This is a genomic window from Microbispora hainanensis (assembly GCF_036186745.1).
Taxonomy (GTDB): Bacteria; Actinomycetota; Actinomycetes; order Streptosporangiales; family Streptosporangiaceae; genus Microbispora.
In genome coordinates, this window is record NZ_CP108086.1 from 5,498,022 (window position 1) to 5,524,757 (window position 26,736).

Consider the following 26,736-nt stretch of genomic DNA (forward strand, 5'->3'; position numbering starts at 1 on the left):
CCTTCAGGAGAACCCCCCCATGATGATCGTCCCTGCCCGCCTGCGCCCGCTGCTCGCCGCGCTCCCGCTCGGCGTGGTCCTGCTGATGGCCACGTCTGCCTGCGGCGGGTCGGATGCCGCCGCCCCCGCCCAGTCGGCCGCCCCGGCATCCGCCGAATCGGCTCCCGCGGCCCCTGCGGAGTCAGCAGCCGCCGCCCCCGCCGATTCGGCCGTGAAGGAGATCACGGTCACCATCGCCGGTCGGAAGGTCACCCCGCCGCCGGGACGGATCGAGGTGACCAAGGGCCAGACGGTGCGGATCACGGTCACCGGCGACGCCGCCGACGAGGCGCATCTGCACGGGTACGACAAGGAGGCCGAGCTTCAGCCCGGCACCCCGGCGAGCATCGAGTTCGTCGCCGATCAGACCGGTCTGTTCGAGATGGAAACCCACGGCTCGGGACTGCAGCTGTTCCAGCTCGTCGTGCGTTAGGCCGCCGGGATGCTGCTGGCTCACGGCGTCGGGGGCCGTCAGGACCTGCCGATCCCGTTCTCGGCCGCGCTGACCGGCGCGGCCCTCGCGTTGCTGGTGTCGTTCGTAGCGCTCGGCGCGCTGTGGAAACAACCGCGCCTGGACGCCGCCCTCACCGCTGCCCGCTCGGTGCCCGCCGCCATCCAGACGGCGGTGACCTCGCCGGCCTGGCGGTGGGGCTGGCGGATCGCCGGGCTCGTCGTCGCGGCGTACTTCTGCATCGGGCTGATCTTCGGGCCCGATCGGGCCGACAACCCCACGGCGGGGGCGTTCTACGTCCTGTTCTGGGTCGGCCTGGTGCCGCTGTCGGTGCTGTTCGGCCCGGTGTGGCGCGGCCTGAGCCCGCTGCGGACGCTGCACCTGCTGGCCTGCAGGGGACTCGGACGCGACCCCGAACTCGGCCTGCGGCCACTGCCCGTTCGCGTCGGATACTGGCCCGCCTGCGCCGGTCTGTTCGCCTTCGTCTGGCTGGAACTCGTCGCCCCCGAACGGGCCACCCTGCCGGTCATCGGCGCCTGGCTCGCGGCCTACGCCGTGCTCATGCTCGCCGGAGCCGTCGTCTTCGGCTCCCGGTGGTTCGACCACGCCGATCCGTTCGAGGTCTACAGCGACCTCGTGGGCAGGCTCGCCCCGTCGGCGAGACGCGGCGACGGCGCCGTGGTCTGGCGTAACTCCCTCGACGGCATGGCCGGGCTGCGACCGGCGCCGGGGCTGACGACGCTGGTGGTCGTGCTCCTGGGCTCCACCATGTACGACAGCCTGTCCAACGCCCCGGTGTGGGTGCGCTTCGTTCAGGAGAGCGCGGTGCCGGCCCCGGTCACGGGCACCGCGGGCCTGGTGGCCGTCATCGCTGTGGTGCTCGCGGCGTACCGGGCCGCGACCGCGCTCGCCGGCCGATGGGGCGCGGCCGATCCCGGCATGACGGCGGGCGAGATCGCTCATTCGATCGTGCCGATAGCCGTCGGATACGTCGTCGCCCACTACTACACCCTGTTCCTGCTGGAGGGGCAGCGGACCATCGCCCTGCTGTCCGATCCGCTGGACACCGGCGCGGACTGGCTCGGCACCGCCGGGTGGACCATCCAGGCGTTCGGCACCACTCCGGCCGGGGTCGCCACCCTCCAGGTCACGGTCATCGTCATCGGCCACGTGCTGGGCACCGTCCTGGCGCACGACCGCGCGCTGGCCCTGTTTCCCCGCCGGACCGCCGTGCTCGGGCAGATTCCCCTGCTCGTGCTGATGGTGGTCTACACCGTCGTGGGGCTGCTTCTCCTGTTCGCCGCCTGAGGCGCGAAGGGAGCCCGTGACGAACCGCGAGAGCCGGGCCCGCTACTACAGGCCCCAGGCTCCGTAGTCACACCCTGTCCGCACCTCAGGTCGTGCATGAGGGAGACGGCACCGCTCACCAGGCGATTCGCTCGGGGAGCGGGACGATGAGCAGGCCGCTGGGAGCCGACCTGCCCGCCTTACCGGGCGTGTGAGCGATGCCCGGCCTCCCCCTGATGCCCGGGTATCGGGGGGCTATCACCGCAACTTGCGAGTGCGCGGCTTTCGGCTGCTGTCCCCGTCATGCCGGTGGTTGTGGTGGGCGGCGTTGCAGGGTGAACCGGGAGGCCATGAAGCGCCACATGAGGTACAGCGTGGCGAGCACCGCGATGAGCCCGCCGACCGGGTAGACGGGGAAGCGGACCACGGTGGCCTGCAGGGCGTGTGGCGAAAGGCCTTCGCGTGTGACGGCCACCGTGATGTGGAGAGCGGGGCAGTGAAACCGCTTCAGCTGGATGAAGAATCGAAGCCTTCGCGTATGGCGTGCAGTGCTTCGTAAAGATCGTCCCAGGGAAAGAAGACCGCTCCTGGGGCGCCTGAGTTGGGGGCGGGGAGACGGTCCCAATCGAGGATTATCCGTACGCCCCATTCCTCGAGCCGGGCCACGCTGCTGGGGAAGGCGGGATGCCTCGCGAGCGCATGGTTGGGCCAGGGGACGGCGACGATCGGCAGGCCGAGCCCGAGGGCTTCGTTCAGCAGGCCCAGTGCCAAGGTGTCGCTGATGCCCTGGGCCCACTTGTTGGTGGTGTTGAAGGTCGCCGGGACGACCGCCATGGCGTCCGCCGGGGGCAGCACGTCCGGCTCCTCGGGCCGCTTGTAGTCGTGCCGTACGGGATAGCCGGTGAGCTTGCTGAGCCGCTCGGCGTCGGTGAACTTCGTGGCTGACGGCGTCGCGATGATGCAGACCGTCCAGCCGTCCGCCGCAAGGCGCTCGACGAAGGCGGGAAGCTCACCCGCCGGCCGGCCTCCGCACGCGATCACATACAGAACCGGCTTGCTTTCTGCCATATCCCGCCGTTCCCCATTCCTCTGCGATCACCATCGGTTACTATCCGCTGACCCACGGACACGGTTACCGTGGTCGAGGCGAACACTACGTCCCCAACGTGAGGTCGTGCCATGGCGACTGAGCACGTGGAAAGTGGAGAGCTGGACCGGCGCATCGGCAGGCGCGTCCGAGTGCTTCGGTTGCGCCGAGGCCTTGGATTGCGCGCGTGTGCGGAGTTGTGCGGACGGACGGAGGAGTGGCTGCGTCAGGTCGAGCGCGGCGAGCAGCGCCTGGACAAGCTCTCCACCCTCGTCGCCCTGGCGAACGTGCTCGGCGTACGAGATCTGAGCCTCATCGTCGAAGACCGGCTTCAGGGCATGACGTGCGCCGTCACCGAGGGCGGCAGGATCCGGCACGAGGCTGTTCCCGCCATTCGCCAAGTGCTGTCCACGCCGATCTATCCGCCGCAGCCCGTGGATGACCTGCTCGCCGAGAGCGAGAAGCTGCGGAGTCGGCTGGCCGTCGCCTGGTCGGCCTGGCATGGGTCGGCTCGGCCGTACACCGCTCTGGGCGCGGTGGCGCCCGGCCTGCTACAAGACGCACTGAACCTGCACCGAGCGGCCGCGCCCAGCATGCGGCGCACCACCTGGGCGCTTCTCGCCGAGACCTTCCAGCTCGCGCAGCGTTTCCTCTACTGCGTTGGGGAGGCTGAGCTGGCGGCCCGCGCAGCCGACCGTGCGATGGTCGCCGCCGAGGAGACCGACGATCCGCAACTGATCGCCATCTCCGCCTGGACTTCCACGATGGCCGCACTTGGGCGCGGCCAGACTGACGAGGCATTCGAAGTGGCGTCGACCGCGGCGACCTACTTGGAGCCGAGGTCGAGCTCCTCACAGGCCGTGCTGTCGGCGTGGGGTTCCTTGCACCTGTTCGCCGCCATCGCCTGCGCGAAGAACCACCGCGGCGCCGACGCCTGGCGGCACTGGGACCGCGCTCACAGGGCCGCCTCCGCTCTCGGTCCTGCTCACCACAACCCTCTGACGATGTTCGGCCAGGCCAACGTCGCCATTTATGGCGTCGCGATCGAGGTGGAGACAGGGCGTTCCAGCGCGGCGATCGACCGGGCCAAGGCCATCACCGTCTCCGCCATCCCCTCGACGAATCGGCGGGCCCAGCACCTGCTGGACCTGGCGCGAGGGCACATGCGGCAGCGGGATTTCGACGCGGCCCTCACCTGCCTCCGGATGTCGGAGACACAGTCGACGGAGACCGTCGTCTTCAATCCGCTCGCACGGCAGACCATCGGCGAGATGATCGAGGCGAGGCACCGTCCTCCGGCTCTGTTGCTGGACCTCGCGACAAGAGCCCGCGTCATCGCCTGAATGCCACCCCCAACCGCTGGTTGGGTTTGCCCACGTGAGCCGGCCGTACGGTCGCGCCATGAGTACGCAGCTTGCCGATCCGGCGGTGGTCCGCGACGCCCTCCAGTCGCTCGCCGCCGCACTCGATGGCCGGGGCTTCGCCGCGCGGCTCCGCGGCGGTGAGGGGTCTTCGCTCCACCTGTTCGTGATGAACCCTGAGGCTCCCGTCCTCACGGAACACATCATGATCGCGCCGGATGCGGAGGGGGAGTGGAGCTTCTGGTTCCCCTGGCCCGAACGGATCGCCCTCGTCACGAATGTCACCGAGGCCGCCGAACGCATCGAGCGTGTGCTGGCCGAGGTCGACCGTTAGCCGGAGCACACCCGTATGGTCTCGCACGGTGCACCTCGCGGCGCTCCCAAGGACGCGCAGCTTCCCGCGCCGTTCCACGGCGTCCACGTCGCGCCACCGCAGACAGGCTGCGAAAGGCTCGTGTGGAGGAAACCGACGGCGCGGTGCACACACCTGCGGGTACGACGGCACACCTGTGAGTGCCAGCCGGTGGTCTACGAGCTGTGCGTTTCCGGCGGCCTGGTGTTCATCCGCCGTACCGTCCGCAAGCCGGCCGGTCTGTCCGTACGCGAGACGGAGTGGTTCCTGACGGCCAGAGCCATGGAGCTCTGGCAGCGCCTGCTCACCGGGCAGGCCCGATAGCTCCCCCTCCACCAGCAATCCCACGTCAGAAGGAGAGTGCCTCAATGACCCTGAGCGCCCAGCTCGACGCGTTCGCCGTCGAATTGCCGGTCGCCTTCGACCCGCGCTGGAACCGTATCCCCGGGATCACCGTGGACGGAGCCACCATCACGGTCGACCCCGAGAAGTACTTCTTCCGGTTCGAGAACTCCACCTGGCTCCTGTGCGACTGGAACCTCGTCGCCGGCCAGCTTCTCGGCATCGAGGAGTCCGCGGAGACCGCTGTCGAACAGCTTGCCTTGGAGTTCGTGCAGGAGCACGGCTACTCCACCTCCGACGCGGGCCGGGTGCTGGCCACGGCCTGGGAGGTCTACAGCTACCTGTTCCGTGAGGAGCACCTGCCCACCCTCGGCCTGCCCCAGATCACCGCCGACCACCTGCGGATGCTCCGCGAGGCCGCCACCTTCATGGCGCTCAACAAGGTCGAGCTGGACGGCCACATCTCCAACGTCGGCCCATGCTGGTTCTTCCCCGCCGCGACCTCCGTCGTCTACGAGCTGGACGAGGAGGAGGGCGGCATGCTCGACGAGGTCTACCACGGCACATGGTTCAACGAGTACCGCCGCATCGAGTCGATCAAGGCGCACGCCGCGCTCGGCGGCCGGCTGGTCCATGGCTGCCAGTCGGTGCCCAACCAGTCGGGCGGTGCCTGCGTGCCGTACGGCGCCTCGATGCAGACCTTCCGCACCGAGCTGACGAGCTTCCGCGAGGAGTGGCTCGCCAAGGTCTACGCCTGTCGCACCGCCAGCTGACTCTTCCCGTACGGCCCGCGCTTCGATGAGCGCGGGCCGTGCGCCCCAGATGCCGAAGGAGTAACCGTCGTGCATGAGTTGACCGTCACCCGGCTGTGCGCCGAGTTGTGTGCCAAGGCGAGGGTCCCGGGTGAGCCGAAACGTGAGCCGATGCGTGCCTGGTCGCTGTCGGCGGTGGAACGCCTGCACTTTCCCGACGGCTCCACGGCTATCTTCAAATTCGCCGCCGAGCCGTTCACCGGCGAGGACCGGGCGCTCAAGCTGGCCGGCGTTCATGGCGTACCCGTCCCCGAGCTGTACGCCTCCGCCGTCAGCGGCGGCATCCTCGGCATGCTGATGCAGGACCTTGGCGAACCGGTTCGGGAGGCAGCGGACGACGACGGGGTCAAGGCGGCGGTTGTCCTCCACCGGGTTCGCCCCTCGGAGATCCTGCCGACGACCATCGACGCCGACGAACTGCGGGCCCTGCCCTTGCGGGCGCTCGCCCACCTGGACTACCTGCGGCAGGTCCGTCGCTGGAAATCCACTCTCGACATTGCCGAGATGCTCTCCGCGCTGGACAAGGTGGCTCCCGTACGTGCTCAGGGGGCGGAGCTGGCGCCGTTCGGGCTGTGCCACTCGGAGTTCCACCCCAGCTCGCTGCAGGTCGGGCGGACAGGATGGCGGCTGCTCGATTTCGCCCGCGCCTTCAACGGCTCCGGCCTGCTCGACTTGGCCTCCTGGCCTGGAACTCAACAGCCCGCCAACGTGCAACGGGTCCGTCGGCTGATCGAAGCCTACGTCGCCGCCGGCGGATCGCAGGAGGCCTTGGCGCCACGGGGTGGCCTGTCCGCCGAGGCGTGGGCCCTCGGCTGGCACCGGGTCTGGATCGTGGAGTGGTTCATGGACCAGACCGTGCACTGGATCAACGACCCGAGCAGCGATCCGGTCTACATCAAGGCCGTTCGGCGTCACCTCCGTGAAGCCGTACGGCTGCTCGCGCCATGAACCGCCAGGCATGGCAGGAGCACGCCCGGCAACGTCAGGCTGTCGAGTCGGCAGCGCCGGCGGCGGCTCCGCCTCGCATGTATTGGACGCCGGAGCCTGACGGCGGGCCAGGAGCCGAGATCCTGGGACACCTCGCGTGTGCGCGCGTTCTCGAGTTGGGGTGTGGCCCGGGCCATCACCTCGCGCACCTTGTAGGAGTCCATGGCGCCACTGGGGTCGGCGTCGACATCTCGGAGAGGCAGATCGAACGGGCGCGCACGCGCTATGGGCACCTGCCGGGGATCTCCTTCGTCGCTGCCGACGCGGTTGAGTTCCTGGAGGCGTCGTGCCATTCGCACGACATCTGCTACTCCGTCTTCGGCGCCGTGGGACTCACCTCGCCGAATGTGCTCGTGCCGTTGATCGCGCGGGTGCTGCGGCCCGGCGGAGTGTTGGCCTTCGCCGTTCCGCATCCCAGACGCAGTGACCGGGACAGCACGTTGTTGTTGCCGTCCGGCGGCAGAATGCCGATCCGCCGCTGGGAGCCGAGCGTGCTCGCCTGGGTCGCGCTGCTGTTGGCAGCCGGTTTCCGGGTCAAGGACCTCCAGCACCTGGGTGAGTCGCCGGCAGGCCCGAACACCTTGCTCGTTGTCGCCCGTAAATCATGACGGTTCGAGGAGGCTGTCGTGCCCGAGGTTTATCTGCTCATCGACGTCGACGGCGTGCTGATCCCGTTCCCCGACAGCGAGGGGAACGGACCGGCTACTCACGTGAGGCACAGCGTCGTACCCACCGGCTATGACGCGGGCTCACCGGTTCCCATATGGCTGGATCCCACGCACGGGCCCATGCTGGCTGAGCTGATCAGCGAGCTGCCTCTGACACCGGTCTGGTGCACCAGTTGGCGTGGCGACGCCAGCCCCTTGATCGGCGCCAAGCTGGGCCTGGAGCCGTTCGCGCATGTCGAACTGGCGCGTCAGGACATCACGACGAGCCACCCCAACGGCTACCTCTGGAAACGGGACGACGTCTCGGCCTGGCTCGGCACAGCTCAGGCCGTCTGGATCGACGACGACTTCACCCCCGCCGACCACGCCTGGGCCGCAGGCCGGACGGCAGCAGGAATTCCCACCTTGCTCGTCCAGCCGGATCCCAGAGTCGGGCTGCTGCCGACGCATCTGGAGACGATCCGTTCGTGGATGGCCGAACTCGTCAGCATGCCCTCCCGGCCCTTCACGTCCCTGCGCGATTGATACGAGCGTCGCCCGAGCAGCCCGTCAGCAGATGGGCTTGCGATACCGGGATAGGCGCAGTTCGTATCCCGTCTCCGCGCCAGCGGCGGTGAGTGCCGTGCCGCCGCTGGTCGTGGCGTTCCGAGCAATGCTTAGAACCTGTGGATCTTCAGGGAAGGGGTGTACCTTCCCGATGATCATGTAGGTCTCATGCATGACCGACGCGCCAACGTCGGTCGGGAAGGCACACCCGTGCTCACCGTAGTCCCTGACCCCGCTGACGGCGACCGCCGCATGACAGACGGCCCGGTCTCCTCCTCCCTGATCGACGAGATCGTCCGGGAAGGCGCCCGCAGGATGCTCGCCGAAGCGCTCAAAGCCGAAGTCGACGCCTATATCGCCCAGTTCTCCGATCAGCGTGACGACGATGGACGCCGTCTGGTCGTGCGCAACGGCTACCACGCCGCGCGCGAGGTGCTCACCGCGGCCGGCGCGATCGAGGTCAAAGCGCCCAGGGTCAACGACAGGCGCGTCGATGAGGTCACCGGCGAGCGCAAGCGCTTCTCCTCGGCGATCCTGCCGCCCTGGGCGCGCAAGACACCGAAGATCACCGAAGTGCTGCCCTTGCTCTACCTGCACGGCCTGTCCTCCGGTGACTTCGTCCCGGCGCTGGGGCAGTTCCTCGGCTCGGCGGCCGGCCTGTCGGCGCCGGTCATCACGAAGCTGACCGAGCAGTGGAAGGCCGAGCAGCGCGCCTTCGCCGACCGTGACCTGTCGGGCGTGGACTACGTCTACCTGTGGGCCGACGGGGTGCACGTCAACGTCCGCCTGGAGGAGCACCGTTTGTGCCTGCTGGTGATGATCGGCGTGCGCGCCGACGGCCGTAAGGAGCTCATCGCGCTGTCCGACGGCTACCGCGAGTCGACCGAGTCGTGGGCCGACCTGCTGCGCGATTGCAAACGGCGGGGGATGCGCGCGCCGGTGCTGGCCGTCGGGGACGGCGCACTGGGGTTCTGGGCCGCCCTCGGTGAGGTGTTCCCGCAGGCCAGGGCTCAAAGGTGCTGGTTTCACAAAATCGCCAACGTGCTGGGAGCCATGCCGAAGTCCGCACAGAGCGGCGCGAAGAAGGCGTTGGCGGAGATCTGGAACGCCGAGGACAAAGACCACGCCCTGGCGGCGGTGAAGGCGTTCCAGGCCGCTTACGGGGCCAAGTACGGCAAGGCCGTGGCCAAGGTCGTCGACGACGTGGACGAACTGCTGGCCTTCTACGACTTCCCAGCCGAGCATTGGGTGCATCTGCGCACGACCAACCCCATCGAGTCGACGTTCGCCACAGTCCGGCACCGCACCAAGGTCACCAAAGGCCCCGGTTCACGGGCGGCAGGGCTGGCCATGGCGTTCAAGCTGATCGAGTCGGCCCAGGCCCGCTGGCGCGCGGTCAACGCACCCCACCTCGTCGCCCTGGTCCGCGCCGGGGCCACCTTCGTCAACGGCAAGCTCGTCGAACGCCCCGACGATCAGCCCTCACCAGCAGCTGCTTAGGAACTCGTGATCCACAGGTCTTGACGATTGCTCTGGCGTTCCAGATCCAGGGCAGTACGTGGTGAATGGGGGAGGGGCCGGGTGAGGCGCAGATGGCCTGCCGTAGGGATAGGCGCAGCTCCTGCAGATCCTGCAGGTCCGTCACCGCGTGACTGAGGGCCCGTTGCCGTCCGTCCCGGGCGGTGGCATCGACAAGCGCCATCGCCTGCTTGAAAGGGTCGGCCGTCGGCTGCGTGTCAGCGACGGGAGCCTCGAGCTCGGTGCCCGGCACTACCTGGAGCCGGGCTGTGCGCCAGGTGCTCCAGTCGGTTCCGATGCTGTCCAAGGCGGCCAGCAGTAGTTCGACGGCGCGCCGCTCTGCGTCGTCGCCGTTTCCCCACACAGCGGTGATCAGCGGAGTGACCTGAGCCCAGGTGAGGTGGTTGAAGCGCCTGGGCGGCCGGCGGTGTGTGAGGCATCGGCGGAGTCAGGTAGGTGAGGTCGATGCGGCGAGCCGGATGATGATGTTCGGCGAGGTCGAGGTACCCCGAGAGCTGCCCTTGACGGTGACTTGCGGTCTCGGTCTTCAGCTCGATCATCCACAGGCGCTCGGGCCAGAGCATCGCGTAGTCCGGTGCTCCGCCCTGTTCGTCGTCATGCCGCCGTGGAAGGTCGAACTCGTCGACGAACTGCGGCCGAACATCCCAGGCGCCGGTGCCGAACGAGAGCGCGTCCAGCTCAAGCAGGAAACGGGCTCCGCGGTCCGAGGGAGCGTTGGGCGTATTCCACCGTGGATAGGGCCCGCCGAGGATCAGCATGGTCAGCAGCCGCTGGCAATATTCTTCCCGGCCGAGCCGGAGCCGTCCTAAAAGGCGCAGAGGATCTTCGGTCGCCATGACCGTCACGATCTCACGGCTCGGCTCGGGCCGCCCAGGGCCAGGATGGCGGAGCGCACGAGAGCCGGGGAGACAACCAAAGTCTTCCCGCTCCCCGCCACTACCTCGTCGGCTTGCTTGCCTGCCGTCCGCCGTCGGAGTTGGACCTTGAGGCTGCCGTGACCGCGCCGACGGGAGCCCCCGGGATATTCGAGGTGTACTGCGATGCCGTCGCGCTGTTGGCCACGGTGTTATCGTCGAAGAGTGCCGAGACCAGGGCGGGATCTCGGCGGCGGTCCAAGATGGACAGCGCGACCATGACGCTCGGACGTTCCGCGGGAGTCGCAGTGTCGAGAGCGGCCCGGTTCAGATCCGCAAGCACCGCGTTCGTGTAGCCGACGACGTCTCGGTACGCCCCCACGAGGGCTCGTACCCCGGATGCTCCCACCTGGCCGTTCACGGCAGCGGTGGTTCTCGACATCGCGTGGATCGCTTCGATCTGGCCAGGGGCGGTGACCTGCGCCAGATCACGATGGCCGAGTACGGCGAGGGCTTCTACGGCATGCCGGACGGAAAGCAGAATTTGCGACATGTCCGCGGTCGTCGGCGCCAGCTCGGCTGGGGACTTCAGCGCCGGCAGGTTCCGCAGCTCGAAGGTCCACTCCGGGTTGGCCGAGATGAGACGGCCCAGGCGAATGGTCATCTGGTCAAGGTGATCCGCGGGGCCTGGACGCCGCTGGTCGAACAGGAGCCGCTGCCAGCGGTGCCGTACGGCTTGCCAGCGGTCGAGCACACGGTGAAGACCTTCCGCCGATTGGCGGAGTGCGCGGCGGACAAGCAGTTCGCGGGCGGGATGCAGTTCGATGTGCCGTCGGGTCAGCATCGTGACCGCCTGGTAGGCGCAGTGGAGGGCCACGACGGCGGCGGTGGCGTTGCGCCGGCAGTCCGCGGACGACAGCTGCCCTCCCGCCTCGGGCTGGGCCGTGCGTATCCCCTCGGCGTTCGTGATGATCCCGGCGCAGAGCTGCTCGACCGAAGCGGTCGCAGGTAGCGCGGACGGTGGCTGGGTCGCCCTGAGGGGTACGGCGGCCAGCGTCTCGGTGGCGCCCGGCGCCGTCACCCGGAAGGCGATGTCACCCGCAGTCTGCAGAGCGGTGACCAACCGGTCGAGCCGTACGCTGTCCAGACCCGCCCTGCGCACTTCGGCTCGGGCCGCCTTCATGACTCGGCCGAGGAGCTGTGCCTGGCGTGCCACGATGTCCAGCACCGCGTGCCGGACGCTCATGTCCTCGATCGCGTTCGCCCAGTCCGACCGTGGGTTGTAGTGCGTCTTCAGCAGGTCATGGCCGGTGCCGAGGGCGAGCGCGGCGCCGGCGACATGGACCGGAACGGGATGCGCGGTGTTGCGATTCCGGCCGGTGAGTTGCCGGTCGAGGTCGCGTAGGATCACGTCGGCTTCCTGCAGCAGGACGCGCGGATGGTTCACCCGGTCCCACAGATGGGACAGCCGCTCGTGCGCGGGGGCGCGTTCGGGTGCGAGATCGTCCAGGTAGCGGAGCAGGACCGTCGTCATCCGGCGCGCCGGCTGGATCGTCGCGATGGCGGCGACACCGGAAACGGACCGCTCCGCGCAATAGACGGCCGTGTTCATCTGCTCGGACGCCTCACGCAAGAAGACGCCGAAGACAGTAGTCATGGCCGTTCACCCGCCCAGGAAAAGCTGAATACGGGTCCCGCAGCGTGAGGCGGTCAGCGCGGCAAGCCGGGCGTCCGGGGTCTTCAGATCGAGAGCCCTTTCGGCCATCACCTCTCGGAGAAGCCCGCCCAGGGCAGCCATCGCCTCTGTGACAGCTGACCGGTCGTCGGCGTCCTTGAAGACCAGCGGCATGTCGTACGCCGTGGCAGGAACCGACCTCAACGCCGACGCTCCCTCGAACGCGGCGCTTCCGGCCGAAACCCACGCCGGAAATTCCTCTGGGGCGCTCGCGCCTTCCATGGCTCTGGCCGCCTCCGACGCGACCAGGAACGCGTGCAGAGCGGTGTCGACGTCGCGCCATGCCTCCAGCTCGGCGTGCGCCTTGGACAGCTCATCGATCAGGGACATGAGACCTCCTAGTGATTCAGACATGACTGTCGAGCTCGGGCTCATCCGCCGGACCATCCGAAGCGGATTCTGTGGAAGAGGGCCACCAGCCAGGCGGGGCGGGGTCGACGTTGGCCAGATGGGGTTCGAGGTGTTCGTCCTCACTGCACTGATAGAAGGGGCCGCGGGCACCGAGCAGGATGGGCAGTTGGTGGTCGAGGTGGTCGCGGTACCAGACGCCCATGCCGGTGCCCGCTTCCAGGCGCAACACCTCCCAGGCGTGCCAGAGTGCCGTGAGCCGCGAGATGGCCTCGGCGTGCCTCCACCACTGGGCGCACCAGCGGAACTCCCCACCGAGCGTCCGCCGGTACATGGGGACAAATCGCTCGGTCACCCATTCCTCGACCGTCTCGTAGACCGGTTCGGTCATCGTGCCGCTCCTTCCGCGATGAGCCGTTCGAGCCGGTCACGGCAGGCTTGGATCCGGTCGGCGTCGCGGCTCTCGTACCAGGGGAGCAGTGAGATCAGGGCGGGACGTCCGCCGGTGGCCAGCAGCAGCGCGGTCCCCGGCGGGAGCGCGCGGATGGCGGCGGGTTCGAGAATGTCCTGCCGGCGCAGCGAGATCTGCTCCGAGGCCCGGCCGTCGGCGTACGAGACGGAACGGACGGGCACGTCGTGCTGGCCGACGAGCGTGGCCAGGTCACGAGCCAGGCGCGGGGAGTCGACGCCGGCACCGATGACCTTGCGGGTGGCCGCACCCCACATGGCGGCCATGCCCGCCTCGCCCCACACCGTGACGCCTTGCTCGTACGACTGGAGGATCGTCACGGGGACGATGCCGCGCGAGCCGAGGTGGCTGTACAGCTCGGGCAGGTCGGCGATCCGGCAGATGTTGGCCGCCTCGTCGAGGGAGACGACCATCGGCGGGTCGAGCCTGCCGCCCATGCGCTCAGCCCGGCGTTCGGCGGCCCGCATCGCGGTGTCGGTGAGCGCGGCGATCAGCGGCGCGGCAGCCGAGCGCGACTTCGACAACAGATAGAGGGTGTCGGTTCCAGCGGCGAAAGCCTGCGGGTCGAAGACCGGCAGGGCCGACGGCGTGACCCAGGAGATTATCGCCTCGTCGCGCAGTGCTTTGGCGGCTGTGCGGGCTGTCTGGTAGATGCCGTCGCGTGTCTCGACCGCGCCGTTCTGCGCGCCGCGCAGCGACGAGGCGAGCAGGGAGAAGCCTGCGGCCTCCAGCAGCTCAACCGGCGTTGGTACGGCAGGCGTGTCGAGCCATTTGGCGACATCGCGCATCGTGCGGCCGGAGGACGCGGCGGCGAGGAACAACGCGCAGAGCAGGTCCTGCGCGGCGGGTCCCCACAGGTCACGCTTGGTGCCGTCGTCGACGGTGAGGACGAAGTGCCCAGCGAGGCGGTGAGCGTCCTCCACCGTCGCGAGACCGCGTAGCGGGTCCCACCACCATGTTTGCGGCTGATAGGTGATGTGCTGTGGGTCGAACAGCCACACAGTGCCCTCGGCAGCACGAAGTGAGGCTGTCGCCGCCCACAGGTCGGACTTGTTCGACGTCGCGATGACCGGCCCAGGAGCCGAGAGCACGTACGGAATGCTCAGGCAGGTCGTCTTGCCCGACCTGGGGGCCATGAAGGCCACGATGGTGTCCTCCCAGGAGGCGTACAGCGTGGGCCCGCTTCGCATCAGGTCGCCGAGCGCCAGCCCGATGTCGCAGGGCATCACCGCCCCGGACAGGGACGGCCGCAGCTCGCGCGCCTTCTTCTCTGCCGCCTCCGGCTTCAGCGCAGCGAGCCCGGGATTGTCCGCGAGGGCGGCCACCGGATCCACCGGATCGGGCAGCCGTCCGATGACGAACCACCAGGCGGCCACGACGATGCCGAGCGCGGTAGTCAGGAGGACGGCGGCAACGACGACAACGGCGAGCGTCGGGGTGCTGGGCCAGGCGGATGCCGTACGGCCTTCGAGCACACGCCATGCGAAGTCGGTGCCGAACTCGCGGACCCGCCCGCCGAACAGGGCGGCCGCGACGCGGGCGGCGACCCAAATGAGGCCGAAGAACGCAACGACGCCCCACCCCGCGAAGAGCGCTATCCACGCTCCGGTCGCGCCGTGCGGGGTGAATCCGGTGCGCGGTCCCACCGCTCTCGTCATCGGATCGCCTGGTCGGTGTCGTAGAGCTCGTGCTCGACGCCGACGAGCGCGAGCTCGACCGGGATGCCGAGCCGGTCGCCGGTCTTGATGAGGTACTTGCCGCGACCCGGATGCCGGGCGCCCGGTTGCCAGGTGTCCGGCGCGGACCAGGAGGCGACCAGCTCCTGCTCCGGCCCGGTCAGGCGGGTGATCTCGCTGACGCGGGCCAGCTCGCGCGGGGGCAGCCCGGCCAGCACGGTGATGGCGCTGCGGTCGATGAAGCCGCGAGCCTTTGCCCGGTCCTCCTCGGTGGGCAGTGCCTCCAGATCGGCAAGCGAGTGAGTGATCATGATGGAGGCCATGCCCTTGGCGCGGTTGAGCCGAGTCAGGCTGTCGGCGTACTCGACCAAACCCGGCGCCCCGCGCAGCGCCCGCCACAGCTCGTCCATGACCGCCATATAGGAGTGGCCGGTCGTGCCGTCGACCATGGCGAAGCCGTATGCCCAAGTGCACAGCATCGCTGCGGTCAGGAGCTTGTCGCCGGCCGCGCCGACGCGGGAGATGTCCACGGAGACCGCGGGCGCGGTCAGGTCGATGGGGCGGGTGGTCGGCCCGTCGAAGACGCCGGCAAGCGAACCGGTGCAGAGCAGTTCGAGAGTGAAGACGAGGTCGCTGACCCGCTCGCGGTATCGCTCCGGGTCGTCAGTCCGCGCGGCCGATCGCAGCGCTTCGGGGCCTTCTTCGAGTACGGCGAGCACGTCGGGCACGGTCGGGGCGGTGAGGCGTTCGTCGAGCAGGTCGATGGCCCGGCCGAGGATGACCTCTTCGGCGTTGCTGACCGGTGCCTCGCGGATGAGCGTGCAGAGCGCCATCAGCAGCGAGAGCCGCCGTCCGCGCAGCTCCCAGCGGGTGCGTTCGGCTTCGGCCCCGCGCTGGGTCCGTACGGCGGCGCCGAGCGGCCCGGCGTCGAGGGGGTTGATGCGGTCGAGGCCGCGACCGACGCGGATGACCTGTCCGCCGACGTGCTCGACGAGCATGGTGTAGTCGGGTTTGGTGTCGCCGAGGATCAGCGCGGTCGAGCCGGACGCGATGGCCCCGACGATGAGCCGCTTGACCAGGGTCGACTTGCCGGTCCCCGGCTGGCCGAGGACGAACACGCCCGGGTTGGTGACCAGCCCGGCGCGCAGCCAGGCCAGTGGGTCGAGGCAGACGACCTCCCCGAACAGCTGGTGGCGGCCGATCGGTGTGCCGATGGCGGGGGAGCCCGAGCCGGCCACGAACGGGAAGAGGCCGCACACTTGTGCCGTGGTCGCCTGGAACTCCGCGCCGGCCTCCACGTGCACGGCGCATCCGCCGTACGGCTCTCGCCAGCCGCGTGCGGGAGTCTTCACCATGACCTCCTGGTCAGCTCGGCCGGGCAGACGCCGCAGGGCAAGGTGGTGGCGAACCCGGCGGACTGGCTGCCCCACAGGCGGCGCAGCCGGATTCGGGAGGCTTCCGCGGCGGCCTCGGTGACCGCGACGGCCTGGGCCAGGTCCTCTTCGTGAGTGACCGTGGTGGTGACGTACAGCGTCACGAGCGTGACCCCGGCCCCGGTGGCTTCCTCGGCGGCGGCCTGCCGGGCGCGGGCCTGGTCGTAGGCGTCACGGGCGGTCTCGTCCCGCCCGGTCCGGCGGCGGTACTGCTCGCGGAACGCGGCGGCGTTGACCTCGTCTTCGAGCACCCGTGTGGCCTCGGCGGCGGGCAACGGACGGTATTGGAGACTGACCCGCTTCGGGTATGGACCCGGAGCGACCAGGCGGCTGAGTACGTCGGCGGGGACGTTCTGGCGTGGCGCCTCGTGCCAGGCCCAGCTCACGCTGATCCCGCTGTCGTGCCGGTAGTGATCTGGGTGCTCTTCGGCGCCGATCGGACCGGCGTCCGCCCATGTCAGGTCATCGGCGCGGGCGGTGTCGGCTCTGGCGGCGGGATCGTATGCGGCACGGACGATTCCAGCCAGCTCGGCGGCGGTCGCCCGGCCGGTGACGGTGACGCCGCACGATCCGAGCGCGGAGGCCAGCGCGTCGGTGGTGCGGCCGAGCTCGCCGATTGCCGTGCTCATGTCGCCCTGTCCGGCGGGGGAGCGGGCCGGGTCGAACGTCACGCTCACGTAGGTGTTCACGCGGGCCGCCGTACGCGGTGCCGTACTGACCAGTTGCCGCATGAGCAGGGCCGCCGCCTCGGGAGCCGTGGAGGACAGCGCGCGGCCGACGGTGTCGGCGAGCGCGGAGCCGGGCTCGGGCGCGGTGTCGACGGTGACCGTGGCCCAGCGGACGGCCGGCATGTGTCCGAGCGAGGCCAGCCAGGCACCCCAATTGGACACCCAGGCGTCGGCGTCCGACCGCTCCGCCAGCCAGGTCGACGCGGGCGACACCTTCAGCGTCGCGGTGAACAGCCCGGTGCGGCGATCCCACGCGATGCCGTACGGCCGGCCGAAGGCGTCCTCGGCTGACATCAGCCGAGTCGCGGCCAGAACCCCAGGGAGCTGAAAGGCGCGGGGGTGAGCGACGACGACTCCGGCGCGGTAGCGGGTGTGACCGCGGGCTTTGCCGTACGACCAGCGGATCCGGCGCGTGACGAGGTGGGCGACGGGAACGCCGCTGACCCGGATAAGCACCAGTGCTCCAGCCAGGGCAGTGGGCGGCCCGGTGTAGAGCGCGGCACGGAGGTCCACGGACACGGTGAGGACCAGTGCGGTGAGCGCACCCAGCGCGACGAACGTCCCGGTCGTGCCCAGGCCGAGCAGGCCGAGCCCGCGCCGTCGGCGCCAGCCTCCGTAGGTACGGATGTCCGTCATCGCTGGTGGTCCTCTCGCATGGAGTTCGCCGCGGTCTTCGCGCCGGATGCCACGCCACTCGCCGCGGTCGACGCCGCGGCGGCAGCTGGTCCCGCCGCTTTGGCACCTGCTCCTGCCGTCGTCGAGCCCGCGGTCGTCGTCCCAGAGGATGGGGGCGCGCCAGTTGACGCTCGTCTGCCCCCGAGCTGGGATGACAAGTAATCGGCGTGGCTGCTCGCGCCCGTGGGGGAGGAGGACGAAGACGAGTTGCGGAAGGAGCTGAGGGCGACGGCTCCGGCGACGCTCGCTCCGAGGATGCCGCCACCTCCACCGGCGGTTGCCAGCGAGCCCGTCGTCCACGTGAAGAACTTCATCAGCACCGGCATGGCGATCAGCGACAGGAGCATCATCGCGAACCCCATGAGGATGGTCCGTACGTCCTTGCCTTCGCCGACCATGGTGAACGTCGTGGCGAACACGGCGGCGACGGCGGGCTTGTAGAAGATCAGGGCGAGCATCCAGCCGGTCACCTTGCGGAACCACGGCTTGGTCATCACAGTCATCGACCCGGCGGCGGCCAAGGGGAGAAGGCCGGCGAGCACGACCAGGGCCGCCTCGCGAAACAGCATGAGCACGGCCTGCACCACGCCGATCAAGATGGCCACGACCCCCAGCACGATCACCACACCGGGTGCCGCGCCGGTCAGAGCCAGGATTTTCGTGAGGCGCCGGCCGAAGTCGTCATGGGAGACGGTGTCGAGGACCCAGGTGGACCAGGCGTCGCCAGCTTTGACGAGCATCGAAGCCGTCAGCACGCCGATGGTCGAGGTCGTCGCGATGACGACCAGGCCGGAGCCGACGTCGACCAGCGGGCTGCCCTTGCGGGTCAGTGCCATCTTGCCGCCCGCACTGAGCACACCGAGTACGGCGACCGCGATCGCGATCGGCAACGTCCATTCGCGCAAACGGTCCACGGCTGATTCGGTGGCGAGGTCGGGCGAGGGCACCCTGACCCACCAGGAGATGCTGTTGCCGACCACCCATGCCACGCCGTCCTGGATGGCTTTGGCGATCTCGCCCAGCACGCCGTTGGCGGCCCCGGCGGCCACCTTGCCGGCGACGTACTCGGTCACTGAACAGCTTGGAGAAAGCAGGCTCTCGCACGGCATGGTTGGTCACTCCTTGAAGCGGGTGTAGCCGTCGAGAGACTTGAGCTCCGTCGCGGCGTTGCCCCAGTCGCCGTCCAGTGGCGCGACCACGCGCCAGTCGCCGTCCCGCCAGACGACCTGGATGCGGGTGGTGGCTCGGACCGTGGTGCCGCGTCGGTCCGGGCCGGCGCTGACGATGTCGACGGTGGCGGCATCGGCGGCGTAGGACTCCCAGCGGTAGGCCTCCTCATCCACGTAGGCCTTGCCGAGCGGACTGCCTTGGGGGAGTCCGGCTTCCTGCCTGCTCTCCTCGTATGTGGTCCGCGTCTGCTCCAGGAGACGACCTGCGTCCGGACCGACCACCTGCTCGGTGATGGTGGGCTCGAACACGGTCGGGCCCCACTGCGAGTTCGCCCGTACGCCGATGTGCAGCGCGGCGAGCAGCGCACCCTCCCGGGTGTGGGAGAAGCCCTTGGCGCGGTCATGGTCGAGCACGCGCGGGCCGTCGAGGTCCGACAGCGGCAGCCGTACTCCATGAAAGTCCAGCCAGGTGATGCGCGCCTGGCGGGCCGGGGGAGCCGGTGTTGTCGACGTGCCGCAGGCGCACGCCGTCAGCAGCACCAGGACGAGGGCGGGCGCCTTCATCGGAGGAACATCCCGACGATGCCGGAGGCGGTCGCGGCCAGGCTGAGCCCGCCGAGCACCCAGGGGATGCCGGACGCGCCGTCGGCCGCGAAGGACGAGCGGTTCTTGCGGCCGATCGCCATCTGCGCGCCGCAGATGAGCAGGCCGGCGACGCCCGCGACGATGACGCCCCACTTGCCCCAGCCGAGGATGGTCGTGATCGGCCTCTCTAGGCCCGGCGGTGCGATCGGCGCCGGATTCGGCACCGGCCCCGCCTGAAGCATGTCGGCAACTGCGCTGACCAGCATGGATTGCCCTCCCTTTGCTGACATGGGGTCGATGGATTGTCGCAATCGGTAGCGTGACTGTCACGCTCCGTGGGTATTCCAGAGCGCAAGCAGTCTCAAACGGCTGCATCCGTCTTCAGGTATTCACAAGACGTGCTGTCGCAGTCGCGTGGGGGAAACTGAACGGTGACCGCTGACCACGAGGAGTGACCATGACCGATCCGCTTGGGCGTGATCCGGATGTGCTGACCACCAAGGAACTGGCCGCCAAGCTCGGGCTGTCGGCCCAGACCGTCCGCCGCATGGCCAGCGCCGGCCAGATCCCGGCGCTGCGGACCGGCAAGGACTACCGCTACTCGTGGAACGCGGTCCTCGACGTGCTGCAACAGCCCCATCCGATAGCGGGGGGCAGTGGAAATGAGGAGAGCAGGCCGGGCGCCGGACGGCTGGCGACGCAGCAAGCTCGGGACCGAGCTGCGCGGGAGTTGTGACACCGGCCGGTCTCGATGACCGCGCGGCTGCTCGTGGCGGCCGCCGGTCTGCTCATCGCGATACCGCTCGGGCTGATCCTGGCGTTCACCGCCTTGAACGGCTCCGTTGGCTGTGGTCAGGGGCAGGACGGTGGCATCCCGCCGGACTACCTGCAGCTGTATCAGCAGGCTGGGCAGAAGTACGGCATCCCCTGGCAAGTGCTCGCGGGGATTGGCAAGGCCGAAAGCGACCACGGGCGCGGTACCGGTGTCGGCATCCGGGATGGTGCGAACCGCGCCGGCGCGATGGGCCCCATGCAGTTCCTTGATACGACCTGGGCGGCGTACGGCGTGGACGGGAACGGCGACGGCCGAACGGATGTCTACGACCCGGCCGACGCGATCCCGTCGGCGGCGAAGTACCTGAAGGCGAACGGGGCGCCGGCGGACATGTACCGGGCCGTCTGGCGCTACAACCACGCCGACTGGTACGTCCGCCGGGTCCTCGGCTTCGCCCGCGGTTACTCTTCGGGCTCGGCTGGTGTGGGGGAGGAGCTGTGCGCGCTTCCTGCGGCGCGGACTGCCGTGGCCGGCCGTGTCCTCGCCTACGCGCGGATGCAGCTTGGCAAGCCGTACGCGTGGGGAGCTGAGGGGCCAGGCGCGTTCGACTGCTCGGGGCTGACCATGCGCGCCTATCAGTACGCGGGAATCCTGCTGCCGCGTGTCGCCGCCGACCAGTGGCGCCAGGGGCCCACTGTCACTCGCGGCCAGGAGCAGCCCGGCGACCTGGTCTTCATGCACCCGGGAGCCGGCGGGCCCGGGCATGTCGGGGTCGTCGTCACTCCCGGCCAGATGATCCACGCGCCGCACACCGGAGACGTCGTGCGCTACGCGTCCTATTCCGCTCGTTCTGATGTGGTCGGGTTCACCCGGCCGGCAAGCTTGATGGAGAAGAAATGAAGGGCCTCACCCTGGCCGAGCTGCAGCAACTGCCTGCGACGGTCGACCTGCTCACCGCCGCCCGGGCTCTTGGGCTTGGGCGGACCAAGGCGTACGAGCTGGCCAAGAAGGGCGAGTTCCCCTGCCGCGTCATCCGCGTCGGCGTCGCCTACCTCGTCCCTACAGCCGAACTGCTCAAGCTTCTTGGGGTGGAGCCGCAGCTCGGGGGCAATCCTTGATCTCACATGGGGGTTGATGTCGGAGGGGGGAGACGAACCAATTACACATCCCTTCGCCCTCACCACCCGCTTCCTACTCGACCAGAGGTGAGCGGTTGTGGAAACCGGTCTCTCCCTGGCTGCGCGACGCATCCGGTGTATGACGATCGCGGGTGTCGCGCTTCTGGCGCTGATCGCAGCGGTGGTCTCGTTCAAGCACATGCACGAACTCTGCCTTCGGCACGGTGAGGACCACCTAAGTACTCCAGTGACATTTTGAGATCATGAGTGAGGTCTGCGCTGGTAGTGGCATCGGCGGGCGGTGGCCTGATCAGCAGGCGACGGATCTCCGGCATAGTCAAGGCAGGTGCTTTTCGTCGCCGCCGGGCTGGGATGCGGCCAGGCCCGCGGGGAAGGCCAGGGCGAGCATCGCCAGCGTGATGTGGCGGTGCCAGCCGTTCCAGCTGCGGACCTGGTAGTGGTCCAGCCCGACCTGGCCCTTGGCGGCCTGGAAGGACTCCTCGACCGTCCAGCGGATGCCGGCGATGCGCACCAGGGCGACCAGCGGCACCGGCGTGGATGCGTAGCAACGGTAGAAGGCCAGTTCCCCGGTGGTCAGGTCGCGACGGATCAGCAGCCACCGGTGACCGGGCCGGTGGGTGTCGACGCGGGTCCAGGCTCAGGCGTACTAGTACTACAGCCTGATTTCGTGATGTCGGAGCCAGCGTTTCCAGTAGTGGCTAGCTCGGGCGCGGGCTTGGTGGTGTCGTCTGTGTCGGGACCAGGCGAGGGCGTGACTGAGGGGAAGGGTGATCGCGGCGGTCAGGCGTGCCAGCAGACGGCGGATTTCTGCTGGTGTGAGGCGGACCAGGCCGCTTGGACTTTTGGGGCGTGCGCGGCGGTGACGGCGAGATAGGCGTGGGCGAGCATCGCCAAGGTGATGTGGCGGTGCCAGGCGTCGAACCGCCGGACCTGATAGTGGTCCAGTCCGGTCTCGTTCTTAGCAGACTGGAAACACTCCTCGATCGCCCAGCGGGAACCGGCGACGGCGATGAGGTCCTCCAAGGTGGTGCCGACCGGTGCGTAACACAGGTAGTAGGCCAGCTCAAGCTCGCCCTTGGCATTGGGAGTGAGGCTGCGCCGGACGAGCAGCCACCGTTGGTAGCCGGGCTCGGCCTCGAAGGTCACCGTGGCCAGCGCCCAGTCATACAGACGCTCGCCCTTGGCGCCGTCGCTACAGGAACGGCGCTTCCACGCCTCGGGCGGAGCTTGTGCGGTCGCGGTGTCGGCCCGGATTTCCCCGCCCCACCCCATGCCGATCCATTGGCTCTTGGGCACCGCCACCACATAGCTCAGGCGGTGCTCTTCCAGGAAGCGCCGGAACTTGTTGTCCATGCCATAGGCCTCATCAGCGCTCACCCAGGACGCCGGCACCCCCGCCTTCACGGCCCGGGCCAGCATCGTCCGAGCCAGCACCGGCTTGGTGGCGAACGCCACCTCCTCCCCGATGCCGGCCCGGATGCAACGCTCCCTGTCTTCAGTCCAGGACTTCGGCAGATACAGCTCGGCGTCGATCAGCGTCCGGCCCAGCGGAGAGGCGTAGGCGAGGAACACGCCCAGCTGGCAGTTCTCAATGCGACCCGCCGTGCCGGAGTACTGGCGCTGCACCCCGGCCGACTTGTCGCCCTTCTTCAGGAAGCCGGTGTCATCCACGATCAATACGCCATCGCGGTGACCGAGGTTGTCCATCACGTAATCGCGCAGGTCGACCCGCACCTGGCGGGGGTCCCAGCGGGCACTGTTCAACAAGCGCTGCATGCGATCAGGAGCCGCATCCCCGGCCGCCTCCGCCAGCTGCCAGCCGTTCTTACGCTCGATCGGAGCCAGCAGCCCCAGCAGATACGCCCGCGCCTGCCTGCGCGGTTCCACCCGCCCGAACCGTCCCGCCACCCGCGCGAACAACACATCCAGCCCGGCCACCCACTCTTGAAGGTCGCCCGCGGTCAGCTCATCAGACATGATCCAGAACTATAGATCACAAAACCTGGCTGTAGTACTAGGGCGTGTATTTGGTTGTGATCAAGGGGTGGTCCGGGTGAGGTCTTTGATCCAGATCATCGCGGCGCGGAGGTGGAGGCCGGCGAGGTAGCTGGCAGGAGTCTTGTCGTAGCGGGTGGCGATGCCTCGCCAGGCCTTCAGCTTGTTGATCAGGCGCTCGACGGTGTTGCGCTCCTTGTACAAGCCGGCGTCGTGGCTGACCGGCTGGCCGCCCTTGCTGCCCTTCTTCTTCCGGTTCGCGGCCTGCTCCCTCTTTTCCGGGATGACCACCTTGATGCGACGTCTGCGCAGGTAAGCGCGGTTGCCGCGGGAGGAATAGGCCTTATCGGCGGCGACCGCATCGGGCCGGGTGCGGGGACGGCCGACGGGCACCCGGACGCGTACTTTCTTGAGCACGGGGATGAACTGCGGGCTGTCGGCGGCCTGTCCCGCGGTCAGAACGAACGCCAGCGGGCGGCACCTGCGGTCGGCAGCAAGGTGAATCTTGCTGGTCTGCCCGCCCCTGGACCGTCCGACCAGGGCGGCTTTCAGCCGGAGCCTCCGCCGATGCCGGATGCATCGCCGTTGTTCTGCTCCGGGGTCGTTAACCGCGTTCTGCTCCTGTCGTCCCTCCGAGTCGCCCCTTTTTGCCGGGCCTTCTCCTCCTCGGCGGCCTTCTCCAGCGCGGCGAAAGCTCGTGGCCGAGGTGTATCCCCGCAGCGTCGTGGTGCGCCCGGGCGACGGTGGAGTCCACACTGACCAAAGACAAATCCACCTCGCCGCGCCTGCCGGCTTCCGCGATCGCCCCTTCCAGCAGGGCGTCGAAGACGCCGGTATCCCTCCACTGCCGGAAGCGGTTGTGGACGGTCGGCCAGGCGCCGAACTCCTGCGGCATCTCCTGCCACCGCCCGCCCGTCCTGAACCGCCAGATCACACCCTCAAACTGCTGCCGCAGCCGCTCGGGGTACGGGCCGAACCTGCCGATCGGCAGATAAGGCTTGATGAACTCCCCACTCCTCATCCGTCAGTTGAGCACGCGTCACACACGCCGATCTAACGGATCAGGCCACGACAAACAGGCGAATCCGAAAGATTGATCACAACTTCCGGCAGTGTGACCGGCGGGGCCTGCACCGGCCTTGATCGGGTGCCTACCAGGGATCACAACTTCGTGCTGTCAGTTGCAAACTCGTGGTGCCACGCAGCCGTCCTCTCACCGGTCAATGTCCCCCAATCACGGGAGAGCTGATGCTCCGTCGTGTCCTCGTTGCGGGTGCGCTCGTCGCCTCCGCCCTCGTCGCTCCCGCTACGCTCGAGGCCCCGGCCGGTGCCACAGCCACCCATTCGGCCAGCGCTGCGGCGAGCTGCTACAAGCGGGTCGGCAACCACTGGAACTGCATCACCCCCGGCGCATACTGCCCGGCGGCCGCGCACGGGAAGTACGGGTACGCGAAGGTCACGGGCAAGCGGTACCGCTGCTCGTATTACACGAGCAACCGGCGGTGGCACTGGAAGCGGGCGTAGAGCACGACGAGGGGGGTGCGCCGGGGCGCGTCGGCGCGCGTCGAGGATGTTGGGACGCCCGGCAGGCGGCGCACTCCCGTTACCGCTCTCATGAGCTCAGCTGGTGTGGGGCGGCGAGCTGGCCTGGGTGGGACCTGGTGCCGCCTCAGACGGACACCGGGTCGGCTCGCCGGCCTCCCTGAACATGTGCGTTGAGCTACTCGGCTCCTCAGGGTCGGGTAAGCCCTCCGCGTCGGAGTTCCCACGCTGGCTCATTCCTGCCCTGCCCTACCGGGACTCCCTCGGCGGCATCCCGCTGGGATCAGGCGAGGGCATCGCCGAACCCGTACATGGGCGAGAAGACCCTCGAGACCGGCGAAACCCACTGCTACGGCCTCAATTAGGGTGCCTCGGAGGTAGTCGAGGCCGATCTGGTCGTCGATGCCACCGGCCGAGGCTTGCGGACGCCCCCGTGGCTGCAGGAGCTCGGCTACCGCAAGCCGGAGAAGGACCGGGTGAAGGTCGGCCTGGCTCACACCACCCACACTTCAGGCTGCGGTCCGACCTCTATGAGGGCGACCTGTCGATCAACTCGCTGGCTCTGCCCGCCAACGCGCGCGGCGCGTTCTTCCCAAAGCTGCCCGGCGACGTGAGCCAGCTGACGCTCACCGGCATGCTCGGCGACCTCCAACCAACCTGGAGGGCTTCCTCGCCTTCGCCAGGTCGCTGACGGTGCCGGAGATCTATGAGGCTCTGGCGACGCCGAGCCGCTCGACGACGGGGCCTTCGCCGATCGTCACCGACGCCGCCGGAGAAGGACCGCCACCAGCTCACCAGCTACCTCCGCTCCATGTGCTCCCAGGCGGCGCTGCAGGGCAGTGATCCGGACGTGGGCATCGCCATGGCGCTCCCGCTCGACCTGGCCGTAGCCGACACGGCGCCGTCCTTCGGGCACGTCGGAACCAAACTGCCGGTCGCCGAGCGGGCGCGCGGCGCAACGACGACCATGGCTTAAGGGTCATTGCGACAGATGCGCTTCTGGTTGTAAGACGGGTTGCGCGTTCTTGTTCACCCGGACAGACGAGACGGGAAAACGACGATGACTGTTATCGGAACCTGGAACGTCGAGAATCTGTTCAAATTCACGCTGGGGAGCAAGTTCGGTCCGACCAGCCAGGCGGCGTACGACGCCAAGATCGAGGGCCTAGCCGCGACCATCACCAGGGCAGGCGTCGACGTCCTGGCCGTGGAGGAGGTCGGCGACCCCGACGCGCTCGCCGAGCTGGCGGCCCGTTTGGGCGATGGGTGGCAGCACGTCACCTCCGGGATCTTCGATCCCGGGCACCCCATCCGGGTCGGGTTGTTGTCCCGACTTTCGGTCGAGGTTGTCGCTGACCGAGCGACCTTCCCCCAGCAGCTGTCTGCGATTCAAGCCGGCGATGACGGCGCGACGGCCCACCAGATGGGCCGGGGCGCCCTGGCCGTCCGCGTCACCGAACCCGACGGCCGGACCATCAACGTTATCGTCGCGCACCTGAAGAGCAAGCTGCTGTCGTTCCCGACAGGGCCCAATGGGCGGCCCCGCTTCCAGCCCCGGGACGAGGGCGAACGGGCCCGGGTAGCTGCCTACGCCCTGTACCGGCGGACCGCTGAGGCCGTCACCGTACGTGCCTTGGCCGACGAACTGCTCGCTGGTCAGGGAGAGGCGCGCCAGGTCATGGTGATGGGCGACTTCAACGACGAGCCGGAGGCCGCTACCACCCAGATCCTGCTGGGCCCGCCCGGCTCCGAATTGGGCACCAGGGGCGCCGACCAGCCCGACCGGGGCGACAAGGCCCGGCTATGGAACCTCGCCCCTCGTATCCCCGCTGCCGAGCGGTTCTCCCGGGTCTTTCACGGTCGTGGCGAACTCATCGACCACCTGCTGGTTTCGCACGTCCTCGTCGCCCGCGCCGTCGAGGTCCATACGATGCGTCCGGAGGACGGGGCCAGCCCGCACGACGGGCTGCCCTCGATGACCGAAGACCCCACCAGCCGTCGCGACGCGCCGGCCTCCGACCACGCCATGCTCTTCACCCGGCTCAGCCCCTGATATTCACCGGCACCGGAAAACGCCGCCGCTGGAAACGACGCGCCAACCAAGCGCCCGATGGATCGGTTCGGCGGTGATTCGTGACCACC

29 protein-coding genes and 3 pseudogenes are annotated in these 26,736 nt (G+C 68.9%); 17 read left to right on the forward strand and 15 right to left on the reverse strand.

What is annotated here, in order from left to right; genetic code table 11:
* Window positions 1–19 precede the first annotated feature (19 nt).
* On the forward strand, window positions 20–472 hold the full coding sequence (locus OHB01_RS25725) for a hypothetical protein (RefSeq protein ID WP_142651846.1): 453 nt from the start codon (window positions 20–22) through the stop codon (window positions 470–472).
* A 9-nt stretch (window positions 473–481) separates the two neighbouring features.
* Window positions 482–1,798 (forward strand): hypothetical protein, encoded by a 1,317-nt coding sequence (locus tag OHB01_RS25730; RefSeq protein WP_142651845.1) that lies wholly within the window; start codon window positions 482–484, stop codon window positions 1,796–1,798.
* 280 nt (window positions 1,799–2,078) lie between these two features.
* Here OHB01_RS25730 and OHB01_RS25735 read toward each other — a convergent pair whose 3' ends face one another.
* Entirely contained in the window at window positions 2,079–2,252 is a 174-nt protein-coding gene (locus OHB01_RS25735; protein WP_168066541.1) for a hypothetical protein, read from the reverse strand.
* Window positions 2,253–2,284: 32 nt separating this feature from the next.
* The gene (locus OHB01_RS25740) at window positions 2,285–2,845 is read right to left on the reverse strand and encodes a flavoprotein (protein ID WP_142651844.1); all 561 of its coding nucleotides are present in this window, start codon (window positions 2,843–2,845) and stop codon (window positions 2,285–2,287) included.
* A gap of 111 nt (window positions 2,846–2,956) precedes the next feature.
* On the opposite strand from OHB01_RS25740, the gene OHB01_RS25745 reads away from it, so the two are divergent.
* The 8 genes from OHB01_RS25745 to OHB01_RS25780 all read left to right on the forward strand — a co-directional run bounded on the left by OHB01_RS25745 (window position 2,957) and on the right by OHB01_RS25780 (window position 9,432).
* Complete coding sequence (locus tag OHB01_RS25745) at window positions 2,957–4,207, forward strand: helix-turn-helix domain-containing protein (RefSeq protein WP_328854068.1); 1,251 nt, start codon at window positions 2,957–2,959, stop codon at window positions 4,205–4,207.
* A 58-nt stretch (window positions 4,208–4,265) separates the two neighbouring features.
* Window positions 4,266–4,559 (forward strand): hypothetical protein, encoded by a 294-nt coding sequence (locus tag OHB01_RS25750; RefSeq protein ID WP_328854069.1) that lies wholly within the window; start codon window positions 4,266–4,268, stop codon window positions 4,557–4,559.
* 189 nt (window positions 4,560–4,748) lie between these two features.
* The gene (locus OHB01_RS25755; protein ID WP_328854070.1) at window positions 4,749–4,901 is read left to right on the forward strand and encodes a hypothetical protein; all 153 of its coding nucleotides are present in this window, start codon (window positions 4,749–4,751) and stop codon (window positions 4,899–4,901) included.
* A 44-nt stretch (window positions 4,902–4,945) separates the two neighbouring features.
* A complete protein-coding gene (locus tag OHB01_RS25760) occupies window positions 4,946–5,692 on the forward strand; it encodes a hypothetical protein (RefSeq protein ID WP_328854071.1) in 747 nt (248 codons plus the stop codon).
* A 69-nt stretch (window positions 5,693–5,761) separates the two neighbouring features.
* Window positions 5,762–6,679, forward strand: coding sequence for a hypothetical protein (locus OHB01_RS25765; RefSeq protein WP_328854072.1), 918 nt, complete (start codon window positions 5,762–5,764; stop codon window positions 6,677–6,679).
* A complete protein-coding gene (locus OHB01_RS25770; RefSeq protein ID WP_142651839.1) occupies window positions 6,676–7,326 on the forward strand; it encodes a class I SAM-dependent methyltransferase in 651 nt (216 codons plus the stop codon). Before OHB01_RS25765 ends, OHB01_RS25770 begins: the two co-directional genes overlap by 4 nt.
* An 18-nt stretch (window positions 7,327–7,344) precedes the next feature.
* Window positions 7,345–7,911 carry an HAD domain-containing protein gene (locus tag OHB01_RS25775; protein ID WP_142651838.1) on the forward strand — a complete coding sequence of 189 codons (567 nt, stop codon included), beginning with the start codon at window positions 7,345–7,347 and terminating at the stop codon, window positions 7,909–7,911.
* 231 nt (window positions 7,912–8,142) lie between these two features.
* On the forward strand, window positions 8,143–9,432 hold the full coding sequence (locus OHB01_RS25780; protein ID WP_419197551.1) for an IS256 family transposase: 1,290 nt from the start codon (window positions 8,143–8,145) through the stop codon (window positions 9,430–9,432).
* A 236-nt stretch (window positions 9,433–9,668) separates the two neighbouring features.
* Here OHB01_RS25780 and OHB01_RS25785 read toward each other — a convergent pair whose 3' ends face one another.
* The 10 genes from OHB01_RS25785 to OHB01_RS25830 form a co-directional block, all read right to left on the reverse strand.
* On the reverse strand, window positions 9,669–10,307 hold the full coding sequence (locus OHB01_RS25785) for a hypothetical protein (protein ID WP_328854074.1): 639 nt from the start codon (window positions 10,305–10,307) through the stop codon (window positions 9,669–9,671).
* Between the two features lie 100 nt (window positions 10,308–10,407).
* Window positions 10,408–11,937, reverse strand: a complete 1,530-nt coding sequence (locus OHB01_RS25790; RefSeq protein WP_328854075.1) for a hypothetical protein — start codon at window positions 11,935–11,937, stop codon at window positions 10,408–10,410.
* A 51-nt stretch (window positions 11,938–11,988) separates the two neighbouring features.
* Window positions 11,989–12,390 (reverse strand): hypothetical protein, encoded by a 402-nt coding sequence (locus tag OHB01_RS25795; RefSeq protein ID WP_328854076.1) that lies wholly within the window; start codon window positions 12,388–12,390, stop codon window positions 11,989–11,991.
* 16 nt (window positions 12,391–12,406) lie between these two features.
* A complete protein-coding gene (locus OHB01_RS25800; RefSeq protein WP_142651834.1) occupies window positions 12,407–12,799 on the reverse strand; it encodes a DUF4913 domain-containing protein in 393 nt (130 codons plus the stop codon).
* Window positions 12,796–14,535 (reverse strand): type IV secretory system conjugative DNA transfer family protein, encoded by a 1,740-nt coding sequence (locus OHB01_RS25805; protein ID WP_142651833.1) that lies wholly within the window; start codon window positions 14,533–14,535, stop codon window positions 12,796–12,798. Before OHB01_RS25805 ends, OHB01_RS25800 begins: the two co-directional genes overlap by 4 nt.
* Window positions 14,532–15,908, reverse strand: a complete 1,377-nt coding sequence (locus tag OHB01_RS25810) for a hypothetical protein (protein ID WP_142651832.1) — start codon at window positions 15,906–15,908, stop codon at window positions 14,532–14,534. The genes OHB01_RS25805 and OHB01_RS25810 overlap by 4 nt, the downstream gene beginning before the upstream one ends.
* Window positions 15,902–17,350, reverse strand: a complete 1,449-nt coding sequence (locus OHB01_RS25815) for an SCO6880 family protein (RefSeq protein ID WP_142651831.1) — start codon at window positions 17,348–17,350, stop codon at window positions 15,902–15,904. Before OHB01_RS25815 ends, OHB01_RS25810 begins: the two co-directional genes overlap by 7 nt.
* Window positions 17,347–18,462, reverse strand: coding sequence for a hypothetical protein (locus OHB01_RS25820; protein ID WP_142651830.1), 1,116 nt, complete (start codon window positions 18,460–18,462; stop codon window positions 17,347–17,349). Before OHB01_RS25820 ends, OHB01_RS25815 begins: the two co-directional genes overlap by 4 nt.
* A 42-nt stretch (window positions 18,463–18,504) precedes the next feature.
* Window positions 18,505–19,122: a hypothetical protein gene (locus OHB01_RS25825; protein WP_142651829.1), complete on the reverse strand. Its 618-nt coding sequence runs from the start codon at window positions 19,120–19,122 to the stop codon at window positions 18,505–18,507.
* Window positions 19,119–19,409 (reverse strand): hypothetical protein, encoded by a 291-nt coding sequence (locus OHB01_RS25830; protein ID WP_142624562.1) that lies wholly within the window; start codon window positions 19,407–19,409, stop codon window positions 19,119–19,121. Before OHB01_RS25830 ends, OHB01_RS25825 begins: the two co-directional genes overlap by 4 nt.
* A gap of 191 nt (window positions 19,410–19,600) precedes the next feature.
* On the opposite strand from OHB01_RS25830, the gene OHB01_RS25835 reads away from it, so the two are divergent.
* The 4 genes from OHB01_RS25835 to OHB01_RS25850 all read left to right on the forward strand — a co-directional run bounded on the left by OHB01_RS25835 (window position 19,601) and on the right by OHB01_RS25850 (window position 21,295).
* Window positions 19,601–19,879, forward strand: coding sequence for a helix-turn-helix domain-containing protein (locus OHB01_RS25835; protein ID WP_142651828.1), 279 nt, complete (start codon window positions 19,601–19,603; stop codon window positions 19,877–19,879).
* Between the two features lie 15 nt (window positions 19,880–19,894).
* Entirely contained in the window at window positions 19,895–20,818 is a 924-nt protein-coding gene (locus OHB01_RS25840) for an NlpC/P60 family protein (RefSeq protein ID WP_142651827.1), read from the forward strand.
* Window positions 20,815–21,036 (forward strand): helix-turn-helix domain-containing protein, encoded by a 222-nt coding sequence (locus OHB01_RS25845; RefSeq protein ID WP_142651826.1) that lies wholly within the window; start codon window positions 20,815–20,817, stop codon window positions 21,034–21,036. The genes OHB01_RS25840 and OHB01_RS25845 overlap by 4 nt, the downstream gene beginning before the upstream one ends.
* Window positions 21,037–21,175: 139 nt before the next feature.
* Window positions 21,176–21,295, forward strand: coding sequence for a DUF2637 domain-containing protein (locus tag OHB01_RS25850; protein ID WP_142651873.1), 120 nt, complete (start codon window positions 21,176–21,178; stop codon window positions 21,293–21,295).
* A gap of 2 nt (window positions 21,296–21,297) precedes the next feature.
* Here the strand turns inward: OHB01_RS25850 and OHB01_RS39950 are convergent.
* The 3 pseudogenes from OHB01_RS39950 to OHB01_RS25865 form a co-directional block, all read right to left on the reverse strand.
* Window positions 21,298–21,694 (reverse strand): annotated as a pseudogene (locus OHB01_RS39950) (transposase); the annotation flags it as partial.
* A 15-nt stretch (window positions 21,695–21,709) separates the two neighbouring features.
* Window positions 21,710–23,034 (reverse strand): annotated as a pseudogene (locus OHB01_RS25860) (IS701 family transposase).
* A gap of 60 nt (window positions 23,035–23,094) precedes the next feature.
* Window positions 23,095–24,095, reverse strand: a pseudogene (locus OHB01_RS25865) (IS5 family transposase).
* A 205-nt stretch (window positions 24,096–24,300) separates the two neighbouring features.
* Here OHB01_RS25865 and OHB01_RS25870 point away from each other — a divergent pair.
* From OHB01_RS25870 to OHB01_RS25880, 3 genes are all read left to right on the forward strand, one after another.
* Window positions 24,301–24,576, forward strand: coding sequence for a hypothetical protein (locus tag OHB01_RS25870; RefSeq protein ID WP_142652731.1), 276 nt, complete (start codon window positions 24,301–24,303; stop codon window positions 24,574–24,576).
* 829 nt (window positions 24,577–25,405) lie between these two features.
* Window positions 25,406–25,570, forward strand: a complete 165-nt coding sequence (locus tag OHB01_RS25875; protein WP_168066675.1) for a hypothetical protein — start codon at window positions 25,406–25,408, stop codon at window positions 25,568–25,570.
* Between the two features lie 84 nt (window positions 25,571–25,654).
* On the forward strand, window positions 25,655–26,647 hold the full coding sequence (locus OHB01_RS25880; RefSeq protein ID WP_142652730.1) for an endonuclease/exonuclease/phosphatase family protein: 993 nt from the start codon (window positions 25,655–25,657) through the stop codon (window positions 26,645–26,647).
* Window positions 26,648–26,736 lie beyond the last annotated feature (89 nt).

What these genes read in the sequence shown, in the direction of transcription:
- OHB01_RS25810 (WP_142651832.1), bottom strand. Translation starts at nt 15,908, where the DNA reads ATGGTGAAGACTCCCGCACGCGGCTGGCGAGAGCCGTACGGCGGATGC.
- OHB01_RS25800 (WP_142651834.1), bottom strand. Translation starts at nt 12,799, where the DNA reads ATGACCGAACCGGTCTACGAGACGGTCGAGGAATGGGTGACCGAGCGA.
- OHB01_RS25875 (WP_168066675.1), top strand. Translation starts at nt 25,406, where the DNA reads ATGTGCTCCCAGGCGGCGCTGCAGGGCAGTGATCCGGACGTGGGCATC.
- OHB01_RS25880 (WP_142652730.1), top strand. Translation starts at nt 25,655, where the DNA reads ATGACTGTTATCGGAACCTGGAACGTCGAGAATCTGTTCAAATTCACG.
- OHB01_RS25760 (WP_328854071.1), top strand. Translation starts at nt 4,946, where the DNA reads ATGACCCTGAGCGCCCAGCTCGACGCGTTCGCCGTCGAATTGCCGGTC.
- OHB01_RS25845 (WP_142651826.1), top strand. Translation starts at nt 20,815, where the DNA reads ATGAAGGGCCTCACCCTGGCCGAGCTGCAGCAACTGCCTGCGACGGTC.
- OHB01_RS25740 (WP_142651844.1), bottom strand. Translation starts at nt 2,845, where the DNA reads ATGGCAGAAAGCAAGCCGGTTCTGTATGTGATCGCGTGCGGAGGCCGG.
- OHB01_RS25840 (WP_142651827.1), top strand. Translation starts at nt 19,895, where the DNA reads ATGACCGCGCGGCTGCTCGTGGCGGCCGCCGGTCTGCTCATCGCGATA.
- OHB01_RS25830 (WP_142624562.1), bottom strand. Translation starts at nt 19,409, where the DNA reads ATGCTGGTCAGCGCAGTTGCCGACATGCTTCAGGCGGGGCCGGTGCCG.
- OHB01_RS25850 (WP_142651873.1), top strand. Translation starts at nt 21,176, where the DNA reads ATGACGATCGCGGGTGTCGCGCTTCTGGCGCTGATCGCAGCGGTGGTC.
- OHB01_RS25835 (WP_142651828.1), top strand. Translation starts at nt 19,601, where the DNA reads ATGACCGATCCGCTTGGGCGTGATCCGGATGTGCTGACCACCAAGGAA.
- OHB01_RS25825 (WP_142651829.1), bottom strand. Translation starts at nt 19,122, where the DNA reads ATGAAGGCGCCCGCCCTCGTCCTGGTGCTGCTGACGGCGTGCGCCTGC.
- OHB01_RS25770 (WP_142651839.1), top strand. Translation starts at nt 6,676, where the DNA reads ATGAACCGCCAGGCATGGCAGGAGCACGCCCGGCAACGTCAGGCTGTC.
- OHB01_RS25805 (WP_142651833.1), bottom strand. Translation starts at nt 14,535, where the DNA reads ATGACGAGAGCGGTGGGACCGCGCACCGGATTCACCCCGCACGGCGCG.
- OHB01_RS25815 (WP_142651831.1), bottom strand. Translation starts at nt 17,350, where the DNA reads ATGACGGACATCCGTACCTACGGAGGCTGGCGCCGACGGCGCGGGCTC.
- OHB01_RS25785 (WP_328854074.1), bottom strand. Translation starts at nt 10,307, where the DNA reads ATGGCGACCGAAGATCCTCTGCGCCTTTTAGGACGGCTCCGGCTCGGC.
- OHB01_RS25870 (WP_142652731.1), top strand. Translation starts at nt 24,301, where the DNA reads ATGCTCCGTCGTGTCCTCGTTGCGGGTGCGCTCGTCGCCTCCGCCCTC.
- OHB01_RS25790 (WP_328854075.1), bottom strand. Translation starts at nt 11,937, where the DNA reads ATGAACACGGCCGTCTATTGCGCGGAGCGGTCCGTTTCCGGTGTCGCC.
- OHB01_RS25730 (WP_142651845.1), top strand. Translation starts at nt 482, where the DNA reads ATGCTGCTGGCTCACGGCGTCGGGGGCCGTCAGGACCTGCCGATCCCG.
- OHB01_RS25745 (WP_328854068.1), top strand. Translation starts at nt 2,957, where the DNA reads ATGGCGACTGAGCACGTGGAAAGTGGAGAGCTGGACCGGCGCATCGGC.
- OHB01_RS25725 (WP_142651846.1), top strand. Translation starts at nt 20, where the DNA reads ATGATGATCGTCCCTGCCCGCCTGCGCCCGCTGCTCGCCGCGCTCCCG.
- OHB01_RS25750 (WP_328854069.1), top strand. Translation starts at nt 4,266, where the DNA reads ATGAGTACGCAGCTTGCCGATCCGGCGGTGGTCCGCGACGCCCTCCAG.
- OHB01_RS25795 (WP_328854076.1), bottom strand. Translation starts at nt 12,390, where the DNA reads ATGTCCCTGATCGATGAGCTGTCCAAGGCGCACGCCGAGCTGGAGGCA.